Genomic DNA, 20,554 nt, shown 5'->3' on the forward strand with positions numbered 1-20,554 from the left:
TTCTTACTCCACAATATACCGGCCGCGTTCGGCTACGGCTGCTTTCACTAAGTCAACGAAGGCATCAATTGACATAGTACCTAAATTTGTTCCAGAGCGAGTACGTACGTTTACTGTACCTTCCTCAACTTCACGGTCTCCAAGAACCAATAAGTAAGGAATACGCTCTAATGTACGCTCACGAATCTTAAAGCCGATCTTCTCATTTCTCAAGTCTGAAATCGCTCGAATGCCATTTTCTTGCAGTTTAGCGACCACTGACCCACATGCTTCTGCTTGAGAATCGGTAATATTCATGACACATGCTTGGACTGGCGCCAACCATGGTGGCATAAAGCCTGCGTAGTGTTCAATAAGTATACCAATAAAACGTTCGAAACTGCCAAGAATTGCACGATGCAACATCACAGGATGATCACGATCGTTATCTTCAGTGACAAATGACGCATCTAAACGCACTGGTAAGTTAAAGTCACACTGTATTGTACCGCACTGCCAGATACGACCTAAACAATCTTTTAAAGAAAATTCAATTTTTGGACCGTAGAATGCACCTTCACCCGGTTGTAGATCCCATTCAAGCCCTGCAGCATCTAAAGCATCCGCCAAAGATTTTTCAGCGACATCCCAAAGTTTGTCATCACCCACACGTTTTTCAGGACGTGTAGACAATTTCATTTGAACGTCTTCAAAACCAAAGTCTTTATATACATCTAAAGTCAATTGAATGAAGTCTGCTACTTCTTGACCAATTTGTTCAGTGGTACAGAAAATGTGTGCATCATCTTGCGTAAAACCACGAACACGCATAATCCCGTGTAGAGAACCTGATGGTTCGTTACGATGACATGAACCGAATTCTGCCAAACGAATTGGAAGATCACGGTAAGACTTTAAACCTTGGTTGAACACTTGTACGTGACAAGGACAGTTCATGGGTTTAATAGCATAGTTACGGTTTTCAGAATGCGTGGTAAACATGCCATCAGCATAGTTTGCAGCATGACCTGACTTTTCCCAAAGGGTAAAATCAACCACCTGTGGTGTACGAATTTCTTGGTAGCCATTGTCTTGCTGGATTTTACGCATGTATTGTTCTAATACTTGGTAAATGGTCCAACCATTTGGATGCCAGAACACCATACCTGGTGCTTCTTCTTGCATATGGAACAAGTCTAAAGCTTTACCAATTTTACGATGGTCACGCTTCTCAGCTTCTTCAATACGTTTTACATAAGCAGCTAACTGTTTTTTGTCTGCCCAAGCTGTACCATAAATACGTTGAAGCTGTTCATTTTTCGCATCACCACGCCAGTATGCACCTGACATTTTGGTGAGTTTAAATGATTTTAAGAATTTAGTGTTTGGTACGTGTGGACCACGGCACATATCGACATATTCTTGATGATAGTACAGACCCATTTGAGTCTCGTTCGGCATATCATCAATCAAACGTAATTTATAATCTTCGCCACGTGCTTTGAACACTTCGATCACTTCAGCACGCGGTGTCATTTTTTTAATGACATCGTAATCTTCATCGATCAGCTTTTTCATGCGTGCTTCGATGGCTGCGAAATCGTCTAATGTAAATGGTTTTTCGCTGAAGATGTCGTAATAGAAACCTTCTTCGATCACAGGACCAATCACCATTTTTGCTTCAGGGAACAATTGCTTAACAGCATGACCCACTAAATGTGCGCAAGAGTGACGAATAATTTCGACACCTTCATCATCTTTAGGCGTGATGATTTGTAGTGTTGAATCTTCTGTAATGAGATCAGACGCATCAACAAGACGGTCATTTACACGACCTGCGACTGTATTTTTTGCTAGACCTGGTCCGATGCTGAGCGCAACGTCCATCACTGAAACCGCTTGATCAAACTGCTTTTGATCACCGTTTGGCAAAGTAATAATTGGCATAAAAAATCCTTAAGGAGTGATGCCCCGTACCATAGGGCATGTCACCGCGAGATTATGATCGAGGAAATCCTCAAAAGATAAAATCGGTGCAACCAAAATAATGTGCGAAAATTTTACACCCTTATTCATTTTTTATAAACCATTCACTAAAATTTAACAGTGATCTCATCCAAAATATGACAATATTCTCAAAACTATATTTTTTTATAACAACGAACAACAACTTTTGATTGAGATCACAATGAATATTAAACCTAAATTTAGATTCAATGCATTGCTTACATCCTTAATCACAACTTCTCTATTATTGAGCGCATGCGGCGGTGGCGGGGATGACCTATCGTTTACAGATAACCTTGATCAAAACCAGGCAATTGAGTGTGTGAATGGCATACCGAAAAATTTAAAAACCAAGGGGCAAGGTATTCTTTCAGAAGAATTATTTGAACTTGAAAATGATCGTCAACAAAACGGTAAGCCAATTGTATTTTTCCTATCTAGCTTTCTAGATCAAGGTGTTTGGTATCAAAAAGTCAGTCAATTGATTCCCAATCAAGTCCCAAATAGTTTTAGCGAATTTGATTCTGCTTATCAAATTTCTCCAAACATACTGACCACTCAATTTAAACAGCAGGTGGGGTCTACAGGCTTTCCGCTTGGCTATGTATTATCGCAAAACAAGGAAGCGTTACAAGTTGTTCCATTTAGCGATAGTTGTAATACTCAAACTGAACGTCAAATTGCGATGCATTTAAAATCAATCGACGTCAGCGGTAAAAAAATTGCAGATTTATTTGCTTACTACGAAAAAAACTCGAATCAAAATGAACGTTTAATTAATTCTGAACTTTATCAGATGATATCCTCCGATAGCGAACTCAATCCAAAGCTTTTGAAAAGCAATGCAATCTTCCCTGCCAATGCTAAAATTTATTACATCGATCAAGAGATTTATAATCAACCAATTATGGATTTCCATGACAAAAGCATTACTCAATATCGTAATTTAAATGAATATATCAGTGATAATAAACACCAACTTCCAAGTGGATTTAGCTGGAAATCGGATCAATTCTCAGGTCAAAACGTAGTCTACCCAGTGGACACTAAAACTGGAAAATATGCGTATTTGCAAAATGATGACATTTATCCAGCAGTTCAATACAACGGAAAGATTTATGCAGGTGAAGGTGTAATTCCAGGGAACTTTATTGAATACTCAAAAGATGATCCTGATGAAGCGATCGATATGTATACCACCTACTTCAATAAAGTTGCAGCTCAAGCTTTTGCGGATGCATTGAAATAATTTACTTGAAAAATTAGTTTCCTAAATAAGGCCACAAATATGTGGCTTTATTTTCATATCCCTCAATCCGTGCATTGTCCTAGATTTAGAAAACAGCTTATTGAGATTCTTGCTAAAACTAAATCCTTGTCATGGCATACTAAATACGCATTTTTTGATATTTTTAATTGAGATCATAATCTGATATCCATGAATAAATGGATACAACCCAAAATAACTTATCCTCTAAAAATAACATATTGATTCATCAACACTTTAGATCTATTTAATTTTAGCCACCAAAATATATAGGCAGGTCACATGCAAGCACATCCGCTCATTTCATTTGATTCATTAGACGTTTTAAAACCGGCTTACGCACTCGCAGCCAATGTTGATCTGGTGGTTTTAAGATTAGCCGAGGATGACCCCGAACAAGTTGTGGTTATGTATGGGCGTTGTCAGCATCGTGGTGCATTGATGTCAGATGCTCACATTCAAGGTGATAAAATTGTCTGTGGTCTACATGGCTCACATTACAATTATAAAACTGGCATTAACCCCCGCTATATCACCCATAATCTGCAAAAATTTAAAGCATGGATTGAAAATGATACGGTTCATGTTGATCTTGAAGAAATTGCAGCTTGGGAAGTTAAACACCCTCAAAATATTAAACGCGACCAATATCAGGGCTTATATGCTGACTCGCAATCTGCCCCCGAAGAACCACACAACAAATTTATTTTAGAACTCGCAAAAAATGGTTTAAGCAAATTTGGACATCATGGTCCAAGTGCAGCTATGGGTGTTCCTTTTGACAAGTTACCTCAATGGGACGACATCCAGATGGTGACAGCTCAACTGTGGAAAATTCCCCTTTTAGATGATGCTCATGTCTCTACTGAAGTCATCATTGGTCCCAATGCTAAAAAACCGCTGAAATTAGATATTCCACTTTTTGTTTCTGACATGAGCTTTGGTGCATTGTCACAAGAAGCTAAAGTTGCATTAGCACAAGGCGCCGAACTTGCAGGCACAGGTATTTGTTCAGGTGAAGGCGGCATGCTGGATGATGAGCAAGCATCAAACTCCAAATACTTCTATGAACTGGCTTCAGGACGTTTCGGCTATGACATCGAAAAAGTAAAAAAATGTCAGGCTTTCCATTTTAAAGGGGGTCAAGCAGCGAAGACAGGAACAGGTGGTCACTTACCTGGACATAAAGTGGTGGGTAAAATTGCTGAAGTGCGCGGTTTACCTGAAGGTCAAGCGGCAATCTCCCCTGCGACATTCCCAGACTGGACTGAACTTGCTCAATATAAAGCTTTTGCAGACTATATCCGCGAAGAAACAGGTGGCATCCCGATTGGTTTCAAACTCTCAGCCCAGCATATTGAACGTGACATTGACGCAGCACTCAGTATCGGTGTGGATTATATTATTTTAGATGGCCGTGGTGGCGGTACAGGCGCGGCTCCAACGCTGTTCCGTGACAATATCTCAGTACCCACGATTCCAGCTTTAACACGTGCACGTCGTCATTTAGATCGTTTGGGTCGCCGTGATATTAGTTTGGTGATCACCGGCGGTCTGCGTGTGCCAGCAGACTTCATCAAAGCCTTAGCTCTGGGTGCAGATGCGATTGCTGTCTCTAACTCAGCAATGCAAGCCATTGGCTGTTTAGGTATGCGTGCATGTCAAACCAATGACTGTCCTGTTGGTATTGCAACGCAACAAGATCATTTACGCCGTCGCTTAGAAATTGAAAAATCAGCACAACAATTGGCAAATTTCTTTGGGGCATCTGTTGAGCTGATGAAAGTCATGGCGCGTGCATGTGGTCATCATCACTTAAATCAATTTAACTTAAGTGATTTAACCACTTGGAAAAAAGAGATCAGCGAGTTAACTGGAATTGAATACGGCGGTATCCTTTAAAATCATCCTGATATACAAGATCTGCAAAAGTCTATTCATTTAAATGGGTAGGCTTTCCTTTAGACCCTACAATTATTTTTGATTTAAGTTGCCTGATTGATAATTGATACAAAATCCCACTAAAACACACCAGTGACGAAATAACACACGACTAAAGCATAAAGGACTTTTTGATAAAAAATTCTTATCTTGTAGCAAGGAAGAATAATTATACTTTTGGAGAAACACCATGGTCAGTGCTTATGATGAATTACCACGTACACCAGCGAATTTTGTTGCTTTATCCCCTTTGCGCTATTTAGAACGTGCTGCATACATCTATCCTGATCAAGCTGCCATTATTCATGGACAGCGTCGTATTACGTGGCGTGATAAATACAATCGCTGTCGCCAATTTGCCCATCAACTGCAAAATCTCGGCATTAAAAAGAACGATACTGTTTCTGTACTTCTTCCTAACGTTCCTGCGATGCTGGAAGCACACTTTGCTGTTCCCATGTCAGGTGCTGTTCTCAATACATTAAATACTCGCTTAGATGCCAAAACTTTAGCGTTTATGCTCGAACATGCAGAATCAAAAGTGCTGTTGGTCGATCCTGAATTTTCAGTACTTGCACAAGAAGCACTGGCACTCATTGATCAAGATATTTATGTGATTGATGTTGCTGATACTGAATATGAAAATCATGCCACGACTGCTTTGATCGGTCAGATAGAGTATGAAGAATGGCTCAAAGGTGGTGACAGTAACTTTGAATGGCATTTACCACAAGATGAATGGGATGCCATCAGTTTAAGCTATACCTCGGGTACAACAGGCAACCCGAAGGGTGTGGTTTATCATCATCGTGGGGCTTATATCAACGCAGCCAGCAATATCATTGCCTGCGGTATGACCCCTCGTGCGACTTATCTTTGGACGCTGCCACTGTTCCACTGCAATGGTTGGTGTTTTGGCTGGACAATGGCAGCCAATGGTGGCACCAACATCTGTTTACGCAAGGTTGACCCTGAGTTAATTTTCAAACTGATTGCTGAGCATAAAGTCGATTATTTCTGTGGTGCACCGATTGTCCTTTCCATGATGATCAATGCGCCAAAAGATAAACAAATCAAAATTGAGCATCGAGTAGAAGTCATGGTTGCAGGTGCTGCACCTCCAGCAGCAATCATTGAAGGCATGCGTAATCTCGGTGTGAATGTCACCCACGTTTACGGTTTAACCGAAACCTACGGTCCATCTGCGCTTTGTGCTTCTCAAGCGGGTTGGAGCGACCTTTCTATTCAGGAACAGGCTCAACTCCATTCGCGTCAAGGTGTACCTTATCCGCTACAAGACGGCATGAAAGTGCTAGACCCTGACACCATGCAGCCTGTTCCCAACGATGGAACGACCATGGGAGAAATCATGTTCCGTGGCAACATCGTCATGAAAGGTTATTTGAAAAATAAACAAGCCACTGAAGAAGCCTTTGCAGGTGGATGGTTCCACACAGGTGACTTAGCGGTGAGTCAGCCTGATGGTTATGCAAAAATTACCGACCGCTCAAAAGATGTGATCATTTCAGGTGGTGAAAATATTTCATCCTTAGAAGTTGAAGAAGTCCTTTATCAACATCCAGCGGTGATGACGGCTGCCGTCGTTGCAAAACCTGATCCACGTTGGCAAGAAGTGCCATGTGCATTTATTGAACTCAAGCAAGGGGCTGAAGCAACACCTGAAGAGATTATTGAGTATTGCAAACAACATCTCGCACGCTTCAAAGTGCCTAAAGATGTGATCATTACTGAAATTCCAAAAACATCGACAGGAAAATTACAAAAATTCGTTCTGCGTGAATGGGCGAAAGAGCGCTCAGTCGGTGAATTCACCTAAGTGATCAAAATCTGATGAAAGGCTAATTTTCCTTAAAATAAAAAGCGACCGATTGGGTCGCTTTTTATTTTTAGTCTTGAAATTATTCATTTAGGAATAAAGCACGGATTCAGTTTCAAGATGTAATAAGGGTTTAATCACAATCGCTTGACGACAAATGCCCTCAACTGCGCGTTGTTGCTCAAAAATATCAGCAGGCATGGCTTCAAAAGAATCAAAAAATTGAACTTCAAGCTCATCAATGTCATAGATCAAGGAATGGTTACCAGTACCATCCAAGGTGTCGTAATACACGATTACCCAAGCACCTTGTTGTACTTCATTCAGAAGCTCAGAATAACCCAGTGCGGGTTGAACCTGAATATTCATCTTTTGTGCAGCTTGATATAGAGCAGGTTCATTTTCATGCTGATCCAAATCCTCATCGGTATGGAACAACACATTGAAGCCTAATCGTTTCAATCCCACTGCCAATCCAATGCCAAAGGTTCCAACCTCAGAATCATAGTTTAAAATTTCAAGTAGCTGACTAAATGCGATCTCTATTTCACAATGCTGTAATACCATCCACACTGCAAATACACCGCAGTTTGACTCCAGATTCTGTAACTCTTGGGGTATGACTATACTCATGTCAGGGCTCATATGGGCTGGTCATTGTGATTGCTTCATTCATACCTTTAGCTCACTGAATAAAGATTCAACTTAGCTTTGATGCAAATCTAAATCAGTTGACTAAAAAAATGCAGTGCAATTTTAAAAGGTTTGAAATGTAAAAAAGCGACCAAAGTCGCTGAATTACAGAGCTCAACATACTTAAAATTTAAGCATATCAGCAGATGAAATAGATTATGAATTTTCTGAAATCAGTGCAACTTGCTGTACATAATTGGTTAAATTCAATTTTGACTGTGCAACAGCTTCTTCGCCCAACTGCTGCTTAATATCACGTTGAATACGCAAAATATGTTGGCGAATAGGATGATGCTCCGCTGCATTATACATTTTCATGAATTCTTTAATCGCAGGATCACCTTGTGCAATCATACGATCAACCCAACGATGTAACTGCGCTGTCTTCTTTAAACCTTGTTGAGGGGTTAAATAAGACAAAATCACCGATTCATCCTCATTACGCAATAATTTACCAATGCGTAAAAATTGACGACGACGAGCCTCTCCCGATGTGATCAATTGGACATCTAGAATTGCTTCGATTAAGCGCTCTTCCACAGGAAGACTGAGGATTTTCTTTTTCGGCAACTCAGCGAGTTGCGCCCCTAAAGCAGCCATGCGTTGCACAGCTTTCTTTTGTTCGGTTTTACTTGCACGCCCTTCTAAAGAATCAAAATCATCTTCAGTAAAACGTTGCGATCGACGTGCCACGATTATTCAGCCTCGTAAAATTTTGCTGCGAATAATGCTTGAATCTCAGACAAAGCTTTTTCTTCGTCCGCTCCTTCAACCACTAAACGTAAAGTTGTACCTTTGCCTGCACCAAGCATCAGCAATGACATGATATTTTTGGCATCAACTAATTTATCGCCTTTACCAATTTGAATCGAACTACGAAACTTGGTAGTAACTTCGATGAGCTTGCCAGATGCACGCGCATGTAATCCTAATTTGTTAATAACGTCAACAGTTGTGTCAATCATGACCAGTGCTTCATTTCTCTATGCAAGACTTGAATAGACCATTTTGCCTCAAGAGCCTTTTTCAGTCTATCTACAATATATACAGAACGATGTTGACCGCCCGTACACCCAATAGAAATCGTAATATAATGACGATGCCCTTCCGCAAAGGCAGGCAGCCATTTATTTAAAAATTGATGTAAATCATTATACATCTCATTGGTTTGCTCAAATGAATCTAAGAAAAGTTGCACAGGCTCATCTAAACCTGAATATTTTCTGAGTTCATTGTCCCAATGTGGATTTGGCAAATGACGCACATCAAAAATAAAATCTGCGTCTAAAGGAATGCCATGCTTGTATCCAAATGATTGTAAAATCACGATCAGATTATCAACCTGACCCAATTTGGATAATAAAGTATCTTTTAAGTCATGAACACTTTTATCTGAAGTATCGATCTGAACAGTAGCTTTATGTTGAATGGGGCGAAGTAATGATTTTTCTTCTTGGATACACTCATTCAAGCTTTTAAAGCGACTAGCCAAAGGATGTGGACGGCGTGATGCGCTAAAACGTGCAATCAGCTCCTGATCCTTGGTGGTCAAATAGATAACATCAACAGCGCCATGTTTTTGCAACTGTTCAAAAACCTGATCAAACTCTTGCAAATCAGCTCGGGTGCTACGAACATCTACACCCAAAGCCAACTGTTCTAAATTATTTTCTTGATCCAATTTACCGACAATTTCAGGGAGTAAAGCCAAAGGCAAATTATCAATACAGTAATATCCAAGGTCTTCAAGTACCTGCAAAGCAGATGACTTACCTGATCCAGATTGTCCTGTAACAATAAGAATGCGCTTCATGAAATCTCCATAAAAAATGCGTTAAGCTTTGAAATTCACCTGTAAATTATCAATCAAACGTGTTTTACCAATTTTTGCTGCCACAAATAACACGACATTTTGATCAAAGTTTTCCACTGCTTGAAGCATCGGTGTACGTGCTTCAACATAATCAACAACGAAACCAGCAGTGGTTAATTCAGCTTTAATTTTAGCTAATACGTTATTGAGATTTTCGCCAGCACGAAGACTTGCTTCAGCCGCCTTTAGAGATTGATAAATCACAGGAGCAGTTTGACGATGCTCTTCTGATAAATAACCATTGCGTGAACTGAGTGCCAAACCATCTTCCGCACGTGCAATTGGCACACCAATCACTTCAATGGGCATGTTCAAGTCTTGTACCATTTGCTTAATCACGGCCAATTGCTGAAAATCTTTTTGCCCAAAGAAGGCGAAGTTTGGCTGAACAATATTAAATAACTTGGTGACAACCACAGCAACACCATCAAAGTGCCCTGGACGCTGTGCACCACACAGATCGTTGGTGATTTGGCTCACACTGATATTAGTCAGGCGTGGCTTTCCTATACCATACATTTGTTCAACTGAAGGCGCAAAAACGATGTCACAACCGACATCTGCCAGTAGATTACTGTCTTGCTCTAACGTGCGTGGATAACTGTCATAATCTTCATTGGGTCCAAATTGAATTGGATTGACGAAAATACTTACAACCACAACATCACAAAGCTTTCTTGCCTCACGAACAAGATTCAAATGACCCTGATGCAAGTTACCCATTGTAGGTACAAAACCGATCGTTTTACGCGTTTGACGAGCACTGCTTAATGAGGCAGTTAATCCATGTATTGTTGTTTCAGTTTTCATTCTTTACAGCTCAACTTCTTCGCATTTGACGACTTAGAGTTCGACTTGAAATGTATGTTCTTTCGCAGGGAAAGACTGATCTTGTACCGCAACATGATACGCTTTAATCGCATCAAGAATCGCAGTTTCACCTGATTGTTCTTTCATAAAGTTACGGACGAAACGTGCCACTCGACCAAAATTTAGACCTAACATGTCTTGAACAACCAGCACCTGACCATCTGTATCTGCACCCGCACCAATACCAATCACGGGTACATGTGGGAACAATTCCGTAATTTCTTTACCCATTTGTGCAGGGACACATTCAAGCAAAAGTACAGCAGCACCCGCTTCTACTACCGCTTTACAATCCGCAATCAATTGATCCGCTGCATCGCGTGTTTTCGCTTGTAATTTATAGCCACCAAAGACATGGACAGATTGAGGCGTTAGCCCCAGATGCACACACACAGGAATACCATTACGCGTCAGGGTTTGTACCGTTTCGCTCAGCCAAGCACCCCCTTCAATTTTGACCATTTGCGCGCCAGCTTGCATCACTGTTTTCGCATTGACTAATGCATCATTCAAAGTCGCGTAGCTCATGAACGGCAAATCCGTCATGATAAATGAATGCTGATTGGTACGACGTACTGCAGCGGTGTGGTACGCCATATCTGCAACATTAACGGGTAATGTCGAGTCATGACCTTGAATGGTCATACCCAAAGAATCACCAATTAAGATCGAATCAATTTCGGCAAGTTCCATTGCCTTTGCCATGCTTGCGTCATAACACGTTAGACATGAAAATCTGCGACCTTGCTGTTTGAATTGTCTTAAATCGCTTAGACTAATCATGACGATGTCCTCTAAAATTGTTCTTTCGAACATTTAAAATGAAATATTGACCCAAGTTGCATCTGCGAGCACAGTCAAATCACTCTGTTGCACGATGTCTAAATCTTTGATCGAATGATCGTTTACAACTAAATTTGGATCAAGATCTAACAGCGGAATCAAAACAAAATCACGTTCTAGTACGCCCACATGTGGAACGGTTAAACGTTCATTCTGTATCTGCTGTTGTCCATATATCAGCAAGTCTAAATCTAAAGTTCTTTCACCCCAATGACGTAGACGTACCCGACCTGACTCTTGCTCAAATTGCTGTAGTTGATCAAGCAAATCGAGCGGTGCTAACTCAGTGGTCAATGCAACCACAGCATTATGATAATTGGGCTGATCCTGCGGTCCCATCGGAGAACTTTGATAAAGCTTGGAGGCTTTCACTGTCCCTAAGGTTGCAAGCTTATGGTAAGCCTCAGCCAAAATTTGCTGAGAATCCCCTAAATTACTACCTAAACCAATGTACGTAAGCTGACTCATTGTGTAGGACCAAAAACCACTTCTTTTAAATCACGTTGAACACGACGACGCTTTAATATCGGGTGATCTGCATGAATCGTACCCGGTGCGACAGCTACTTGTGACGCTGAACGTCCTTGACCATTACGATGATTCTCATACGGTTGATTAGCAGGTTTACGCGGACGACGCGTTCTAGACTCGGACTCTTTCACTAAAGGTTCGATACGCGCAGAAACAGTTTCTTCAGGTAGTTGCTCTGTCGTCACTGTTTTTCGACGACTCTTGGTACGTTGACGATTATATTGCGCAATTACGCGCTCTTTTTCATCACGTGACATGACCTGATAAGCATCCCACCAAGATCCCATGCCTTGTGTCGAATCATCACCCGATTTTTCGCGCAATAGCATAAAATCAAAACCAGCGCGGAATCGTGCATGACTTGATAATGCTTCAATTTGCTGTGGTTTTGGATTCAATAAACGGGTTTGCATTTCCCAAACTTCACGAATAAATGTTTCCGCGAAGCGTGGGATAATGGTGCGCGTGGCTTGAAGTTTCAGGACGTCTAATCCCGCTTGAGCTCTAGCTTCAGCGGCGACCATGCCTTTACTTAAATTTGCAGCACAACGCTCTAAGAAAGGCTGCCATAACAACACTGCATAGAAAAATGCAGGGTTAATCGTTTTACCCACCTGAATACGTTGATCAGTATTTTTAGCTGCACGCTCGATAAATTGATTGGTTTTCGGGGGTAATTCGGCAAATAACTGCTTCCAAATACCAAATTCAATCAACATCGGTAGCACACGATGCAAATGCCCCATCGTAAATAATTTTTGTGACTCATCGTATAAACGGTGCGGAGAAACATCACGTAAAAGTTGAGTCAATTCTGGGGTGAAAACTTTAAGAATTTCAGGTGCAATTTTAAAATTTAATTTTGCAGCGAATCTTAAAGTACGCAACATACGCACTGGATCTTCTTCAAAACGCAATAACGGATCGCCCAATAAACGTAAGGTTCGAGATTGAATATCTTCTATTGCATTACAAAAATCCAGCACAATGCCTTTACGTGGTTGGTAATACATGGCATTGATCGAAAAATCACGGCGAACAAAATCTTGTTCAATCGTACCCCAGTTATTATCGCGTAAAATCATACCAGCGGCAGACGTCACGGCTTTTTTAGGGGGAGCACGGAATGTCGCCACTTCAATCAGTTCACGCCCTGAATAGACATGTGCTAATTCAAAGCGACGACCGATAATACGGCAACGACGTCCAAAGACTTCCTTAATTTGCGAAGGTGTTGCGTTGGTTACTGCATCAAAATCCTTAGGTTCAAGCCCAAGCATTAAATCACGCACCCCACCACCGACTATATAAGCGTCATAGCCAGCTTTAGTTAATGAATCGATGACATCTAAAATGTAAGAAGGTAATTGAGTGGTGGATAATCCACACTTTGACGCGTGCAAAGTTTGCAAAAGACGCTGTCTCCTACGTCAGGACGTAAAAATCATAATTGTGCTAATCATATATCTAACACAATCAAAGGGCAATTTGATTATCCCAATCTATCGTATATTCTTCAGTCACCAGCTAAAACATCTAAACTATAAATAACCCTACTTTTCAGGTTATAAGCTTAGCAGCGCCTTATTCTTTTCTAAAAGTTTAGGTCCTATCCCCTTCACATTTTTAAGTTCATCAATACTTTTAAAGCCCCCATTCTTTTGGCGATATTCAATAATCGCTAATGCTTTTTTCTCACCAACACCATGAAGCTGTTGTAGCTCTGATACGGGTGCAGAGTTTAACTTGACTTTTCCACCCGCTAAATGCTGTGTTGATTTTGAGGATGAGCCTTTACTCGAAGTCGTGGGTCTGGACAGATAGTGATTCGGTTGGCTTTTAGCCAGTTGAGCATCCTTCGCCTCTTGCTCGGCTTTCCACTGTAAATATTGGCGATCAAATTGCTGAGCATGCCCAAAGATAGGAATACTCAAAGCCACAATAAAAGAAAGTAGAGAAAATAACTTAAGTTGAAGGATTTTCATAAGATACCTGTACAAGACTATGTTTATTTTTAAGTTCAGCTTGTTGTTTTAAAAATTGTTTTGCCTGATCCCAAAGTTGATCCATTTCTTCTAAACTCATCTGTTCCAAGTTCTTATTTTGTCGGATCGCTTGGTCTTCGATATAGCTAAATCTGGATTTAAACTTGTGAATTGTACTTAACAACGCCATTTCACTGGACACATTGAGTTTACGACCAACATTGATTAAAGAAAATAAACAATCACCAAACTCATCCTGCATTTCATCGGAATTATTATTCAGTACAGCTTGACGTAGCTCACCTAACTCTTCTTCTAGTTTTTGATAAGCATCTTCGGCATGTTTAAAATCAAAACCAATTTTTGCCACATTTTTTTGAATTTGCTCAGCTTGTATCATCGCTGGACCATGCTTTATTTCATCCAATCGAGATTTCGGCTGATCTTTTTTTTCATCCGCTTTAATCAGCTTCCAAAGCTCAGCAACCTCATTTTCACTCAATTGATTAAACTCATCTAGTTGAAACACATGAGGATGTCTTCGAATGAGTTTCTCAGAAATACTTTCAACCACATCATTAAAATCAAATGCACCTTGCTCACTATACATTTGCGCTTGAAAAACCACCTGCAACAGTAAATCCCCCAATTCCTCCTTAATATGTTGTGCATCACCAGATCGCACCGCATCTTCAACTTCATACGCTTCTTCGATCGCATAACGCGTTAGACTCATTGGCGTTTGAGCTTGATCCCATGGACATTTTTCTCTTAATGTTTGCATGATGTTTAGTAGTTTTTCCATTGAAGAAACCTCTCATAAAACCTGTAGATACAATGCTTAAATCATTTGCTTAAAGCCAATGCTCGTTTTATGCTCAGAACAACAAGTCAAAACAACAATGCAATAAACAAGGACATTTAAATGACACAGAGTATTTTCATCAGTGGGTCAGCACAAGGTATCGGTGCAGCAGTTGCAAAATTATTTTATGCGAAAGGTTATAAAGTCGGTATTTATGACATCAATACTGTTCAAGCGCAGAATTTAGCATCTGAATTAGGGGCAAATGCTAAAGCAGGATTACTCGATGTCGCCGATTATGAAAATTGGCAAAAATCATTACAAGAGTTCAGTGACTGGGCTGGCGAAATCAATATTCTGGTCAATAATGCAGGGATTCTGTATTCAGGTGCTTTCGAAGCTACGGACATTCAGGCGCATCATCGAACCATTAATATCAATGTGAATGGCGTACTTAATGGTTGTCATGCCGCATTTCCTTATCTTAAAAATGCTTCTTTTGCTCGAGTTATTAACCTTTCGTCAGCTTCAGCTATATATGGCCAAGCAGATTTAGTGTCTTATTCGGCAAGCAAGTTTGCGGTGCGTTCGATCACTGAAGGTTTAGATGTCGAATGGGAAAAATATGGAATCCGAGTTTTAGATGTCATGCCACTCTTTGTGCAAACGGCAATGGTAAAAGATATGGATGCAGGAACGATTCAAAATATGGGGGTTAATCTCACGCCGGATGATGTTGCAGAGCAAATCTTTAAAACTGTAATACTGAAAGATTCAATTTTTACTGCGACTCATCATACTGTTGGTCTCAAAGCCGAAGCCATGTTTCACCTCTCTCGCATGAGTCCTCAATTTATAAATAGATTGAGCAATTTATTTTTAAGTAAAAAGAAATGACAACTTCGTCACATTTATGTAATATTCTCTCGCCCTCCAGGGCTTTTAATAACAATGCGTTACTTATGAGAATATAAAATGAAAAAAATGATTACTTTGGCTCTTGCTACAGCGCTTACATCGACAGCATTTGCAAACTCTACGAGCGAGACACAGAGTTTAACAAAGCAACATACCACTGCTGAACTTAAAGCAATGGACTGCGCAACACTTGCTGTTGAAAAAGCGAATGCTAAGCGTAACCTAGAAGCTGCTGATAAAAACATTGCAGCGGCAGCAACTCAAACTCCAGGTAAGTCTTTGAGCAAATGGGCTGGTATGGCTGGTAGTGCACTGTCTACATTTGGTGGTAACTCTGAAAAAGCGACTAAAATGGGGCAAGTGGCGAACAGCGTAGCGGGTGAGAAAGATACTTCTGAAGCGGGTAATGTTCAATTACAACAGCAAATCAAAGCAGCATCGCAAGCTAACGTTGACAATATTGGTATCTACCAAGGTTCTAAGAAATGCAAGATCTAAGTCTTAATTAATATTTTGACTTTCATCAGTATTTAAAAAGCCTGCAATTGCAGGCTTTTTAGCTTATAGAAAACTACTAATATCAACAGGCTTGGATGCAGAGGATTCAGGTGCTTTGAACTCGATACCCGCTTTTTTCAAAAGCTTTGGATACTCTACAAGAGCAAGTGTCGAATTTTTAGCAATGCCACCAATATCACTTATTAAACCTCGTGTTTCCATAAGCGAAAGCCCCGTGTTGGATAAACTCATAGGATTGGAGATCAAACCAATTGAGATCTGCTTACCATTAACGACAAGTTCACGTGCAGTTAGACCTGCAATAAAAAAATTGGTCATCGATCCAAGTAATAAACTCTTTTGCTTACTATCTAAGGTTGATAACTTTTCAAGTGTCCCTGCTTCGTCCTTCTTAGATGCCTCAATTACACTATCAGATAGTTTTGAAATTTCTTTCTGCAGAGCCTTTTGTTCCTTCAAGTCTGAAGTGTTTTGTAGGCTCTTTAATTTAGTTTTTAATTCATCTGAGTCCTTTTTACTCGCAATCAATGAGGCAAGCATAGTACGACTTTCCATAAACATATGATTCGTCGCTTGAGCTTGTTTAACAAATCCAGCGAGATCCATATTTGAAGAAGAAACACCTGTCACAGATTCAGTAAGTGACGATGCTAAACTACTTAAAGAGCCCCAATTTGCCTGGGCTTGAACCGATGTAAAACACATTGTAATCGCAAGTATTTGTACCACTTTATTCATTGACTCATTTCCTTATTGTGTCGCATCTGCTTTTTCAACGACTTGATTTAAAATTTTTGGTAAGGCATTAAACATTTGAATGTTATACATTTCATTTTTATGATGAAGATCTATTCCTTCCAATTTAATTTCTTGCTGCAACCCATAAGCACCCACTCTTACAGCACTACTATTAAATCTTCTCGCACCACTACTCATAACTAGTGTCACATCACACTGAGTTTTTTGAGCATTGCAATTTACGCTGTCTTGTTTCACTTCTATTTTAAATACAGGCTGCAGACAATCATTTTGAGGAATATGCAGTTTTAGGTTCATCTCTTTTTTAAACCCTGCATTCTCGGTCATTCTAAACACGGCATCTTTAAACAAAGTTTGCCCTTTGAAGCCTGAACCTGTTGCATAAAAAGGATGTTTTGATTGACTCGTAAATGCGTGATAAATCAATGGTCCAAAACCATAAAAAGGAATTTCACCGATTTGTTCAGTATGCAGAGAGGGACATAATACTCTGGACATTTTCGAGTCACCAACAGGTGCTGAACTATCGAGTAATACCCGATCTCCAGATCTCACTGGCAGTCGATCACTATGACTTACTGCAAAATCAAGCTGAGCTGTAACTTTTGAACGATTTTTTTCAATTACCGTAGCTTCCCAAGTTGGAATCAAAACCTCACGTCCTGCGGCTTTATCTTTACGATAAATATGAACTTTCATTCCTGTCGTTAAACGATCTCCCTGATCATCTATTTGAATGGTTTGATTGTTCGCACTCGAAACCTTTAAATCAGATCGGGTAAATTGAATCCCAGACTGAAACTTTTCACCCAATTTGATCAGAGCATTTTTTAATACAATTTCTTTACGAGCTTCAATCGAAAAACCCATCCCCTCCGAAATCACTTCTTTAATTTCATCAGATGCTTGAGCTGAATATATTACGCGACCAGATCGATCAATCATTTCAGCAAAAACTTGACTATGCGCAACCTGTTGTTGGGTAATCTGACCAATTTTCTGATGATATGTAATCACCGGTATAACCGTTACCCTTACAAAGAATTCAGGTAAATCACGCTGATTAATATCACTCAATTGAGCAAGCTCAGTCTGCTCACTAATGCTTTGCGCTAACGTACTGTAACGATGATTTACAGGCGTTAATGTAAAGGCTGCATTTTCACCAACAGCATCCGAAAAAATTTGTTCAATCAGATCTTTAGACTCACCCTGATAAGTCAGTACATCGACGAGTAATGCTTTCGGCTTATTCATCGACTGTCGCGTATTGGTCACAACTTTCACAAATTTCTTACTATTACTTTGCATCAACACAGGCAATGCAACAGCATAGTCACTATCTACATGTACTATTCGAATCAGATCCCCTTCATTCGAGCTCAATTCATCCTGCATCGAAATACCGTGATTGAAACCTTTATCCAAAATCAAATAGGATTTCCACTGATCAATTACATTCGTTTCAATTTCTGTGAGCTTTAATTTATGCTTGAGTGATTCGCTTACTTGCTGAGTTAAGGTCAACATGGTGCTTTGGAATTTTTCTTGAACTGCTAAACGCGTTTCAGGTGTATCAAGATCAGTACTTAAAACTTGTATTGGCTGAGATAAAGTCGAACTATCACTATAGATCACCTCTCCAGTGAGAATATTTGTAAGCTTTAAGCTTATAGTGACTGGAAGAAAGATTTCAGCAGTTGATTCCTTTTGAACCACATATTCACTCGCACGTATTACTTCTAATGAGGCCACATAAGTTCTATGTTTCGTGTTCTGAGAAATTGTGTCTACAACCTGATCAGCAAAATTCTTTTTGAGTGTAGATGTGAACATTTGATCGGTCTGCTGACGCATAACATTATTAGATACAGCTTGATTAAAGCTGCATACAATAGATGAATCATTGGCCTTATAGATTTCAGAATTCTCTCTACATTGTTGCTCTAAGCCATAAATTCCCTTTGCTGGGAATATCAGAATCTCTGAATGAGCCCATGTAGAAATAAATAGCGGCAATGTATACAGCAACAATTTCTTCATCATTTGCATTGGGTGCCACCAATACATAAAGTAATGGTATTTCCTGCCTGTAGGCGCTCAGCATTAGATAAGGTTGGATTAACTTTTCGTAATACTTTGGCTAATTCTGCTGTAATGGGTTTATCACTTTTATAAATCATGGTCATTTCAACCAGTTTTCCATCTTGGGTCCGGATATCAATATCTTCAGCACCCTCAATATCATCCAGTGCTATATATAAATCATCCCCTAGACGCGTTGAAACATTTCCTGAAATACTTTTTACGAATATCGTGATTTCTTTTCCATACATAGAACGATTTTTTGCATAGCCGAGAATCTGTGGTCCAACTGTACCAATCGCAAGTTCACCTAATTTTTTTGCGACATTGGTTCGACATGTATCTGTAGTAGCCCCAGATGCAGACTCGGTCCGTGTTTCACCGCCCAATAAGGTTGAATCATTGACAGAATAAATCTTAAAACTAATTGCACCATCACATACAAACTGTCCTGTTACATCTGAGCGACCACGATCATAAATATAAGAACTACCCGCCATGAACCAATCTGCTTTCACTTTCCGTGCTGCAACCACCAACTTGTTAAGTTCAGCATCACTGGTAAGTTGTTGAATCGTCATACTACGACCATTCAAATACTGACTTTTGAATACATCTGAATCGAGTAATCGCAAATCATATTTGGATGCTGCTGACGAAATAGCACTTAAAGTTTGATTATCCCGCTCAGCCTTAGTACTTGGCGTTTGATATTCGACATATTTTACAAAACTTTGGATATCATTTTGACGTTCTGATTGGTTATATCTTGCTGACTCACTAGCATTGTAGCTACTTGAAGCTTTTGATTTAGCTGACTCGTTGTAACTCGCTGATTGTGAAGCTCCGCCAGCACCTCCACCATAATAATTGCCATAAGCATAACCAGAAGAACTAGCAGCGCGGCCTTTTGAGGAATAAGCATCACTCGAACTTGCTTTTGCATTGGCTTTTGCATCATAGCTTGCATTTTCATCATAGCTATAACTACGGTCAGAGAAATAAGAGGTAAATTCTTTAACAGGTTTTGAGTTATCTCTAGGTACACCAAAATACTCATCCATCACGATCATGATTGGACTGGTACGACTGGTTTTCTTTGCCAAACCCATATCATTTAAAATACTACGAAATTCCTGATCATCCATTTCTAAACTGATTTGAGTTATCAGCTCATTATCAGCATTGGTCGTACTTCCACGATTAGAAACATAATGATTATCTACTTGCTTGATAATGTCATTCAACATTGGTTCTGCATCATGCAGCGCTTGAGGACCATTCACTTTTTTTATTAGTGCAATAACAGCATCTTTTTTTGCATTTTGAAAAGCTAAATTACGCGTTGCAGTCGGATCTTTTTTTATTATTTTTGCTATCCCTTCACCATTTACCTTAATGATCTCCGCTTGAACCAAACTACATCCAAATGTACATGCCAATGCTATTAATGTCTTTTTCATGCAATATTCCATTCTTTAATTTATTTTCAAAATCCAACTTTTCTTTGAATTCTAAAAAATTAAAACTTCAAGTGAATAATCAAATAATAATCAAATAATAATCAAGGCAATACTATACAAAAATAAACAAAACAAAAACATAAAATTCAATAAAAATCATATATTTAATTTAACTTAAG

19 protein-coding genes are annotated in these 20,554 nt (G+C 39.7%); 5 read left to right on the forward strand and 14 right to left on the reverse strand.

The genetic code is table 11. From position 1 onward, the window contains the following. Positions 1-3: 3 nt before the first annotated feature. Positions 4-1,926 carry a threonine--tRNA ligase gene (gene thrS / locus AC5YCE_RS04435; RefSeq protein WP_496124842.1) on the reverse strand — a complete coding sequence of 641 codons (1,923 nt, stop codon included), beginning with the start codon at positions 1,924-1,926 and terminating at the stop codon, positions 4-6. 241 nt (positions 1,927-2,167) lie between these two features. On the opposite strand from thrS, the gene AC5YCE_RS04440 reads away from it, so the two are divergent. The 3 genes from AC5YCE_RS04440 (at position 2,168) to AC5YCE_RS04450 (ending at position 7,031) form a co-directional block, all read left to right on the forward strand. Next, positions 2,168-3,235, forward strand: a complete 1,068-nt coding sequence (locus AC5YCE_RS04440; RefSeq protein ID WP_496124843.1) for a hypothetical protein — start codon at positions 2,168-2,170, stop codon at positions 3,233-3,235. 300 nt (positions 3,236-3,535) lie between these two features. Beyond that, positions 3,536-5,155: a glutamate synthase-related protein gene (locus AC5YCE_RS04445; protein ID WP_496171196.1), complete on the forward strand. Its 1,620-nt coding sequence runs from the start codon at positions 3,536-3,538 to the stop codon at positions 5,153-5,155. 229 nt (positions 5,156-5,384) lie between these two features. Then, positions 5,385-7,031 carry an acyl-CoA synthetase gene (locus AC5YCE_RS04450; RefSeq protein ID WP_496171197.1) on the forward strand — a complete coding sequence of 549 codons (1,647 nt, stop codon included), beginning with the start codon at positions 5,385-5,387 and terminating at the stop codon, positions 7,029-7,031. A 90-nt stretch (positions 7,032-7,121) separates the two neighbouring features. On the opposite strand, the gene AC5YCE_RS04455 is transcribed toward AC5YCE_RS04450, so the two are convergent. The 10 genes from AC5YCE_RS04455 to mazG all read right to left on the reverse strand — a co-directional run bounded on the left by AC5YCE_RS04455 (position 7,122) and on the right by mazG (position 14,631). Continuing rightward, entirely contained in the window at positions 7,122-7,664 is a 543-nt protein-coding gene (locus tag AC5YCE_RS04455) for a cysteine peptidase family C39 domain-containing protein (RefSeq protein ID WP_496171198.1), read from the reverse strand. Between the two features lie 216 nt (positions 7,665-7,880). Beyond that, a complete protein-coding gene (gene yjgA / locus AC5YCE_RS04460; RefSeq protein ID WP_496124847.1) occupies positions 7,881-8,417 on the reverse strand; it encodes a ribosome biogenesis factor YjgA in 537 nt (178 codons plus the stop codon). 2 nt (positions 8,418-8,419) lie between these two features. Beyond that, complete coding sequence (locus AC5YCE_RS04465) at positions 8,420-8,689, reverse strand: HPr family phosphocarrier protein (protein WP_496171199.1); 270 nt, start codon at positions 8,687-8,689, stop codon at positions 8,420-8,422. Beyond that, positions 8,686-9,537 carry an RNase adapter RapZ gene (rapZ, locus tag AC5YCE_RS04470; RefSeq protein ID WP_496124849.1) on the reverse strand — a complete coding sequence of 284 codons (852 nt, stop codon included), beginning with the start codon at positions 9,535-9,537 and terminating at the stop codon, positions 8,686-8,688. The genes AC5YCE_RS04465 and rapZ overlap by 4 nt, the downstream gene beginning before the upstream one ends. Positions 9,538-9,558: 21 nt before the next feature. Beyond that, positions 9,559-10,407 (reverse strand): pantoate--beta-alanine ligase, encoded by an 849-nt coding sequence (panC, locus tag AC5YCE_RS04475; RefSeq protein WP_496171200.1) that lies wholly within the window; start codon positions 10,405-10,407, stop codon positions 9,559-9,561. A 33-nt stretch (positions 10,408-10,440) separates the two neighbouring features. Next, complete coding sequence (gene panB, locus AC5YCE_RS04480) at positions 10,441-11,250, reverse strand: 3-methyl-2-oxobutanoate hydroxymethyltransferase (RefSeq protein ID WP_496124851.1); 810 nt, start codon at positions 11,248-11,250, stop codon at positions 10,441-10,443. Positions 11,251-11,283: 33 nt separating this feature from the next. Continuing rightward, entirely contained in the window at positions 11,284-11,778 is a 495-nt protein-coding gene (folK, locus tag AC5YCE_RS04485) for a 2-amino-4-hydroxy-6-hydroxymethyldihydropteridine diphosphokinase (protein ID WP_496124852.1), read from the reverse strand. After that, the gene (gene pcnB, locus AC5YCE_RS04490) at positions 11,775-13,253 is read right to left on the reverse strand and encodes a polynucleotide adenylyltransferase PcnB (RefSeq protein WP_496171201.1); all 1,479 of its coding nucleotides are present in this window, start codon (positions 13,251-13,253) and stop codon (positions 11,775-11,777) included. The genes folK and pcnB overlap by 4 nt, the downstream gene beginning before the upstream one ends. Positions 13,254-13,406: 153 nt before the next feature. Continuing rightward, complete coding sequence (locus AC5YCE_RS04495; RefSeq protein ID WP_496124854.1) at positions 13,407-13,826, reverse strand: ComEA family DNA-binding protein; 420 nt, start codon at positions 13,824-13,826, stop codon at positions 13,407-13,409. Then, positions 13,807-14,631: a nucleoside triphosphate pyrophosphohydrolase gene (mazG, locus tag AC5YCE_RS04500; protein WP_496171202.1), complete on the reverse strand. Its 825-nt coding sequence runs from the start codon at positions 14,629-14,631 to the stop codon at positions 13,807-13,809. Before mazG ends, AC5YCE_RS04495 begins: the two co-directional genes overlap by 20 nt. A gap of 120 nt (positions 14,632-14,751) precedes the next feature. Between mazG and AC5YCE_RS04505 the strand changes: the two genes are divergently transcribed. Further along, complete coding sequence (locus AC5YCE_RS04505) at positions 14,752-15,528, forward strand: SDR family oxidoreductase (protein WP_496171203.1); 777 nt, start codon at positions 14,752-14,754, stop codon at positions 15,526-15,528. Between the two features lie 78 nt (positions 15,529-15,606). Beyond that, a complete protein-coding gene (locus AC5YCE_RS04510) occupies positions 15,607-16,047 on the forward strand; it encodes a hypothetical protein (RefSeq protein WP_496171204.1) in 441 nt (146 codons plus the stop codon). A 63-nt stretch (positions 16,048-16,110) separates the two neighbouring features. Here the strand turns inward: AC5YCE_RS04510 and AC5YCE_RS04515 are convergent, their stop codons facing one another. The 3 genes from AC5YCE_RS04515 to AC5YCE_RS04525 are packed head-to-tail and all read right to left on the reverse strand — an operon-like array spanning position 16,111 to position 20,375. Then, positions 16,111-16,806, reverse strand: a complete 696-nt coding sequence (locus AC5YCE_RS04515; RefSeq protein ID WP_496171205.1) for a hypothetical protein — start codon at positions 16,804-16,806, stop codon at positions 16,111-16,113. A 12-nt stretch (positions 16,807-16,818) separates the two neighbouring features. After that, positions 16,819-18,879 carry a hypothetical protein gene (locus tag AC5YCE_RS04520; protein WP_496171206.1) on the reverse strand — a complete coding sequence of 687 codons (2,061 nt, stop codon included), beginning with the start codon at positions 18,877-18,879 and terminating at the stop codon, positions 16,819-16,821. Further along, on the reverse strand, positions 18,870-20,375 hold the full coding sequence (locus tag AC5YCE_RS04525) for a hypothetical protein (protein WP_496171207.1): 1,506 nt from the start codon (positions 20,373-20,375) through the stop codon (positions 18,870-18,872). The genes AC5YCE_RS04520 and AC5YCE_RS04525 overlap by 10 nt, the downstream gene beginning before the upstream one ends. Positions 20,376-20,554: the final 179 nt, after the last annotated feature.

The sequence above is a fragment of the Acinetobacter sp. CY79 genome, from assembly GCF_059515845.1.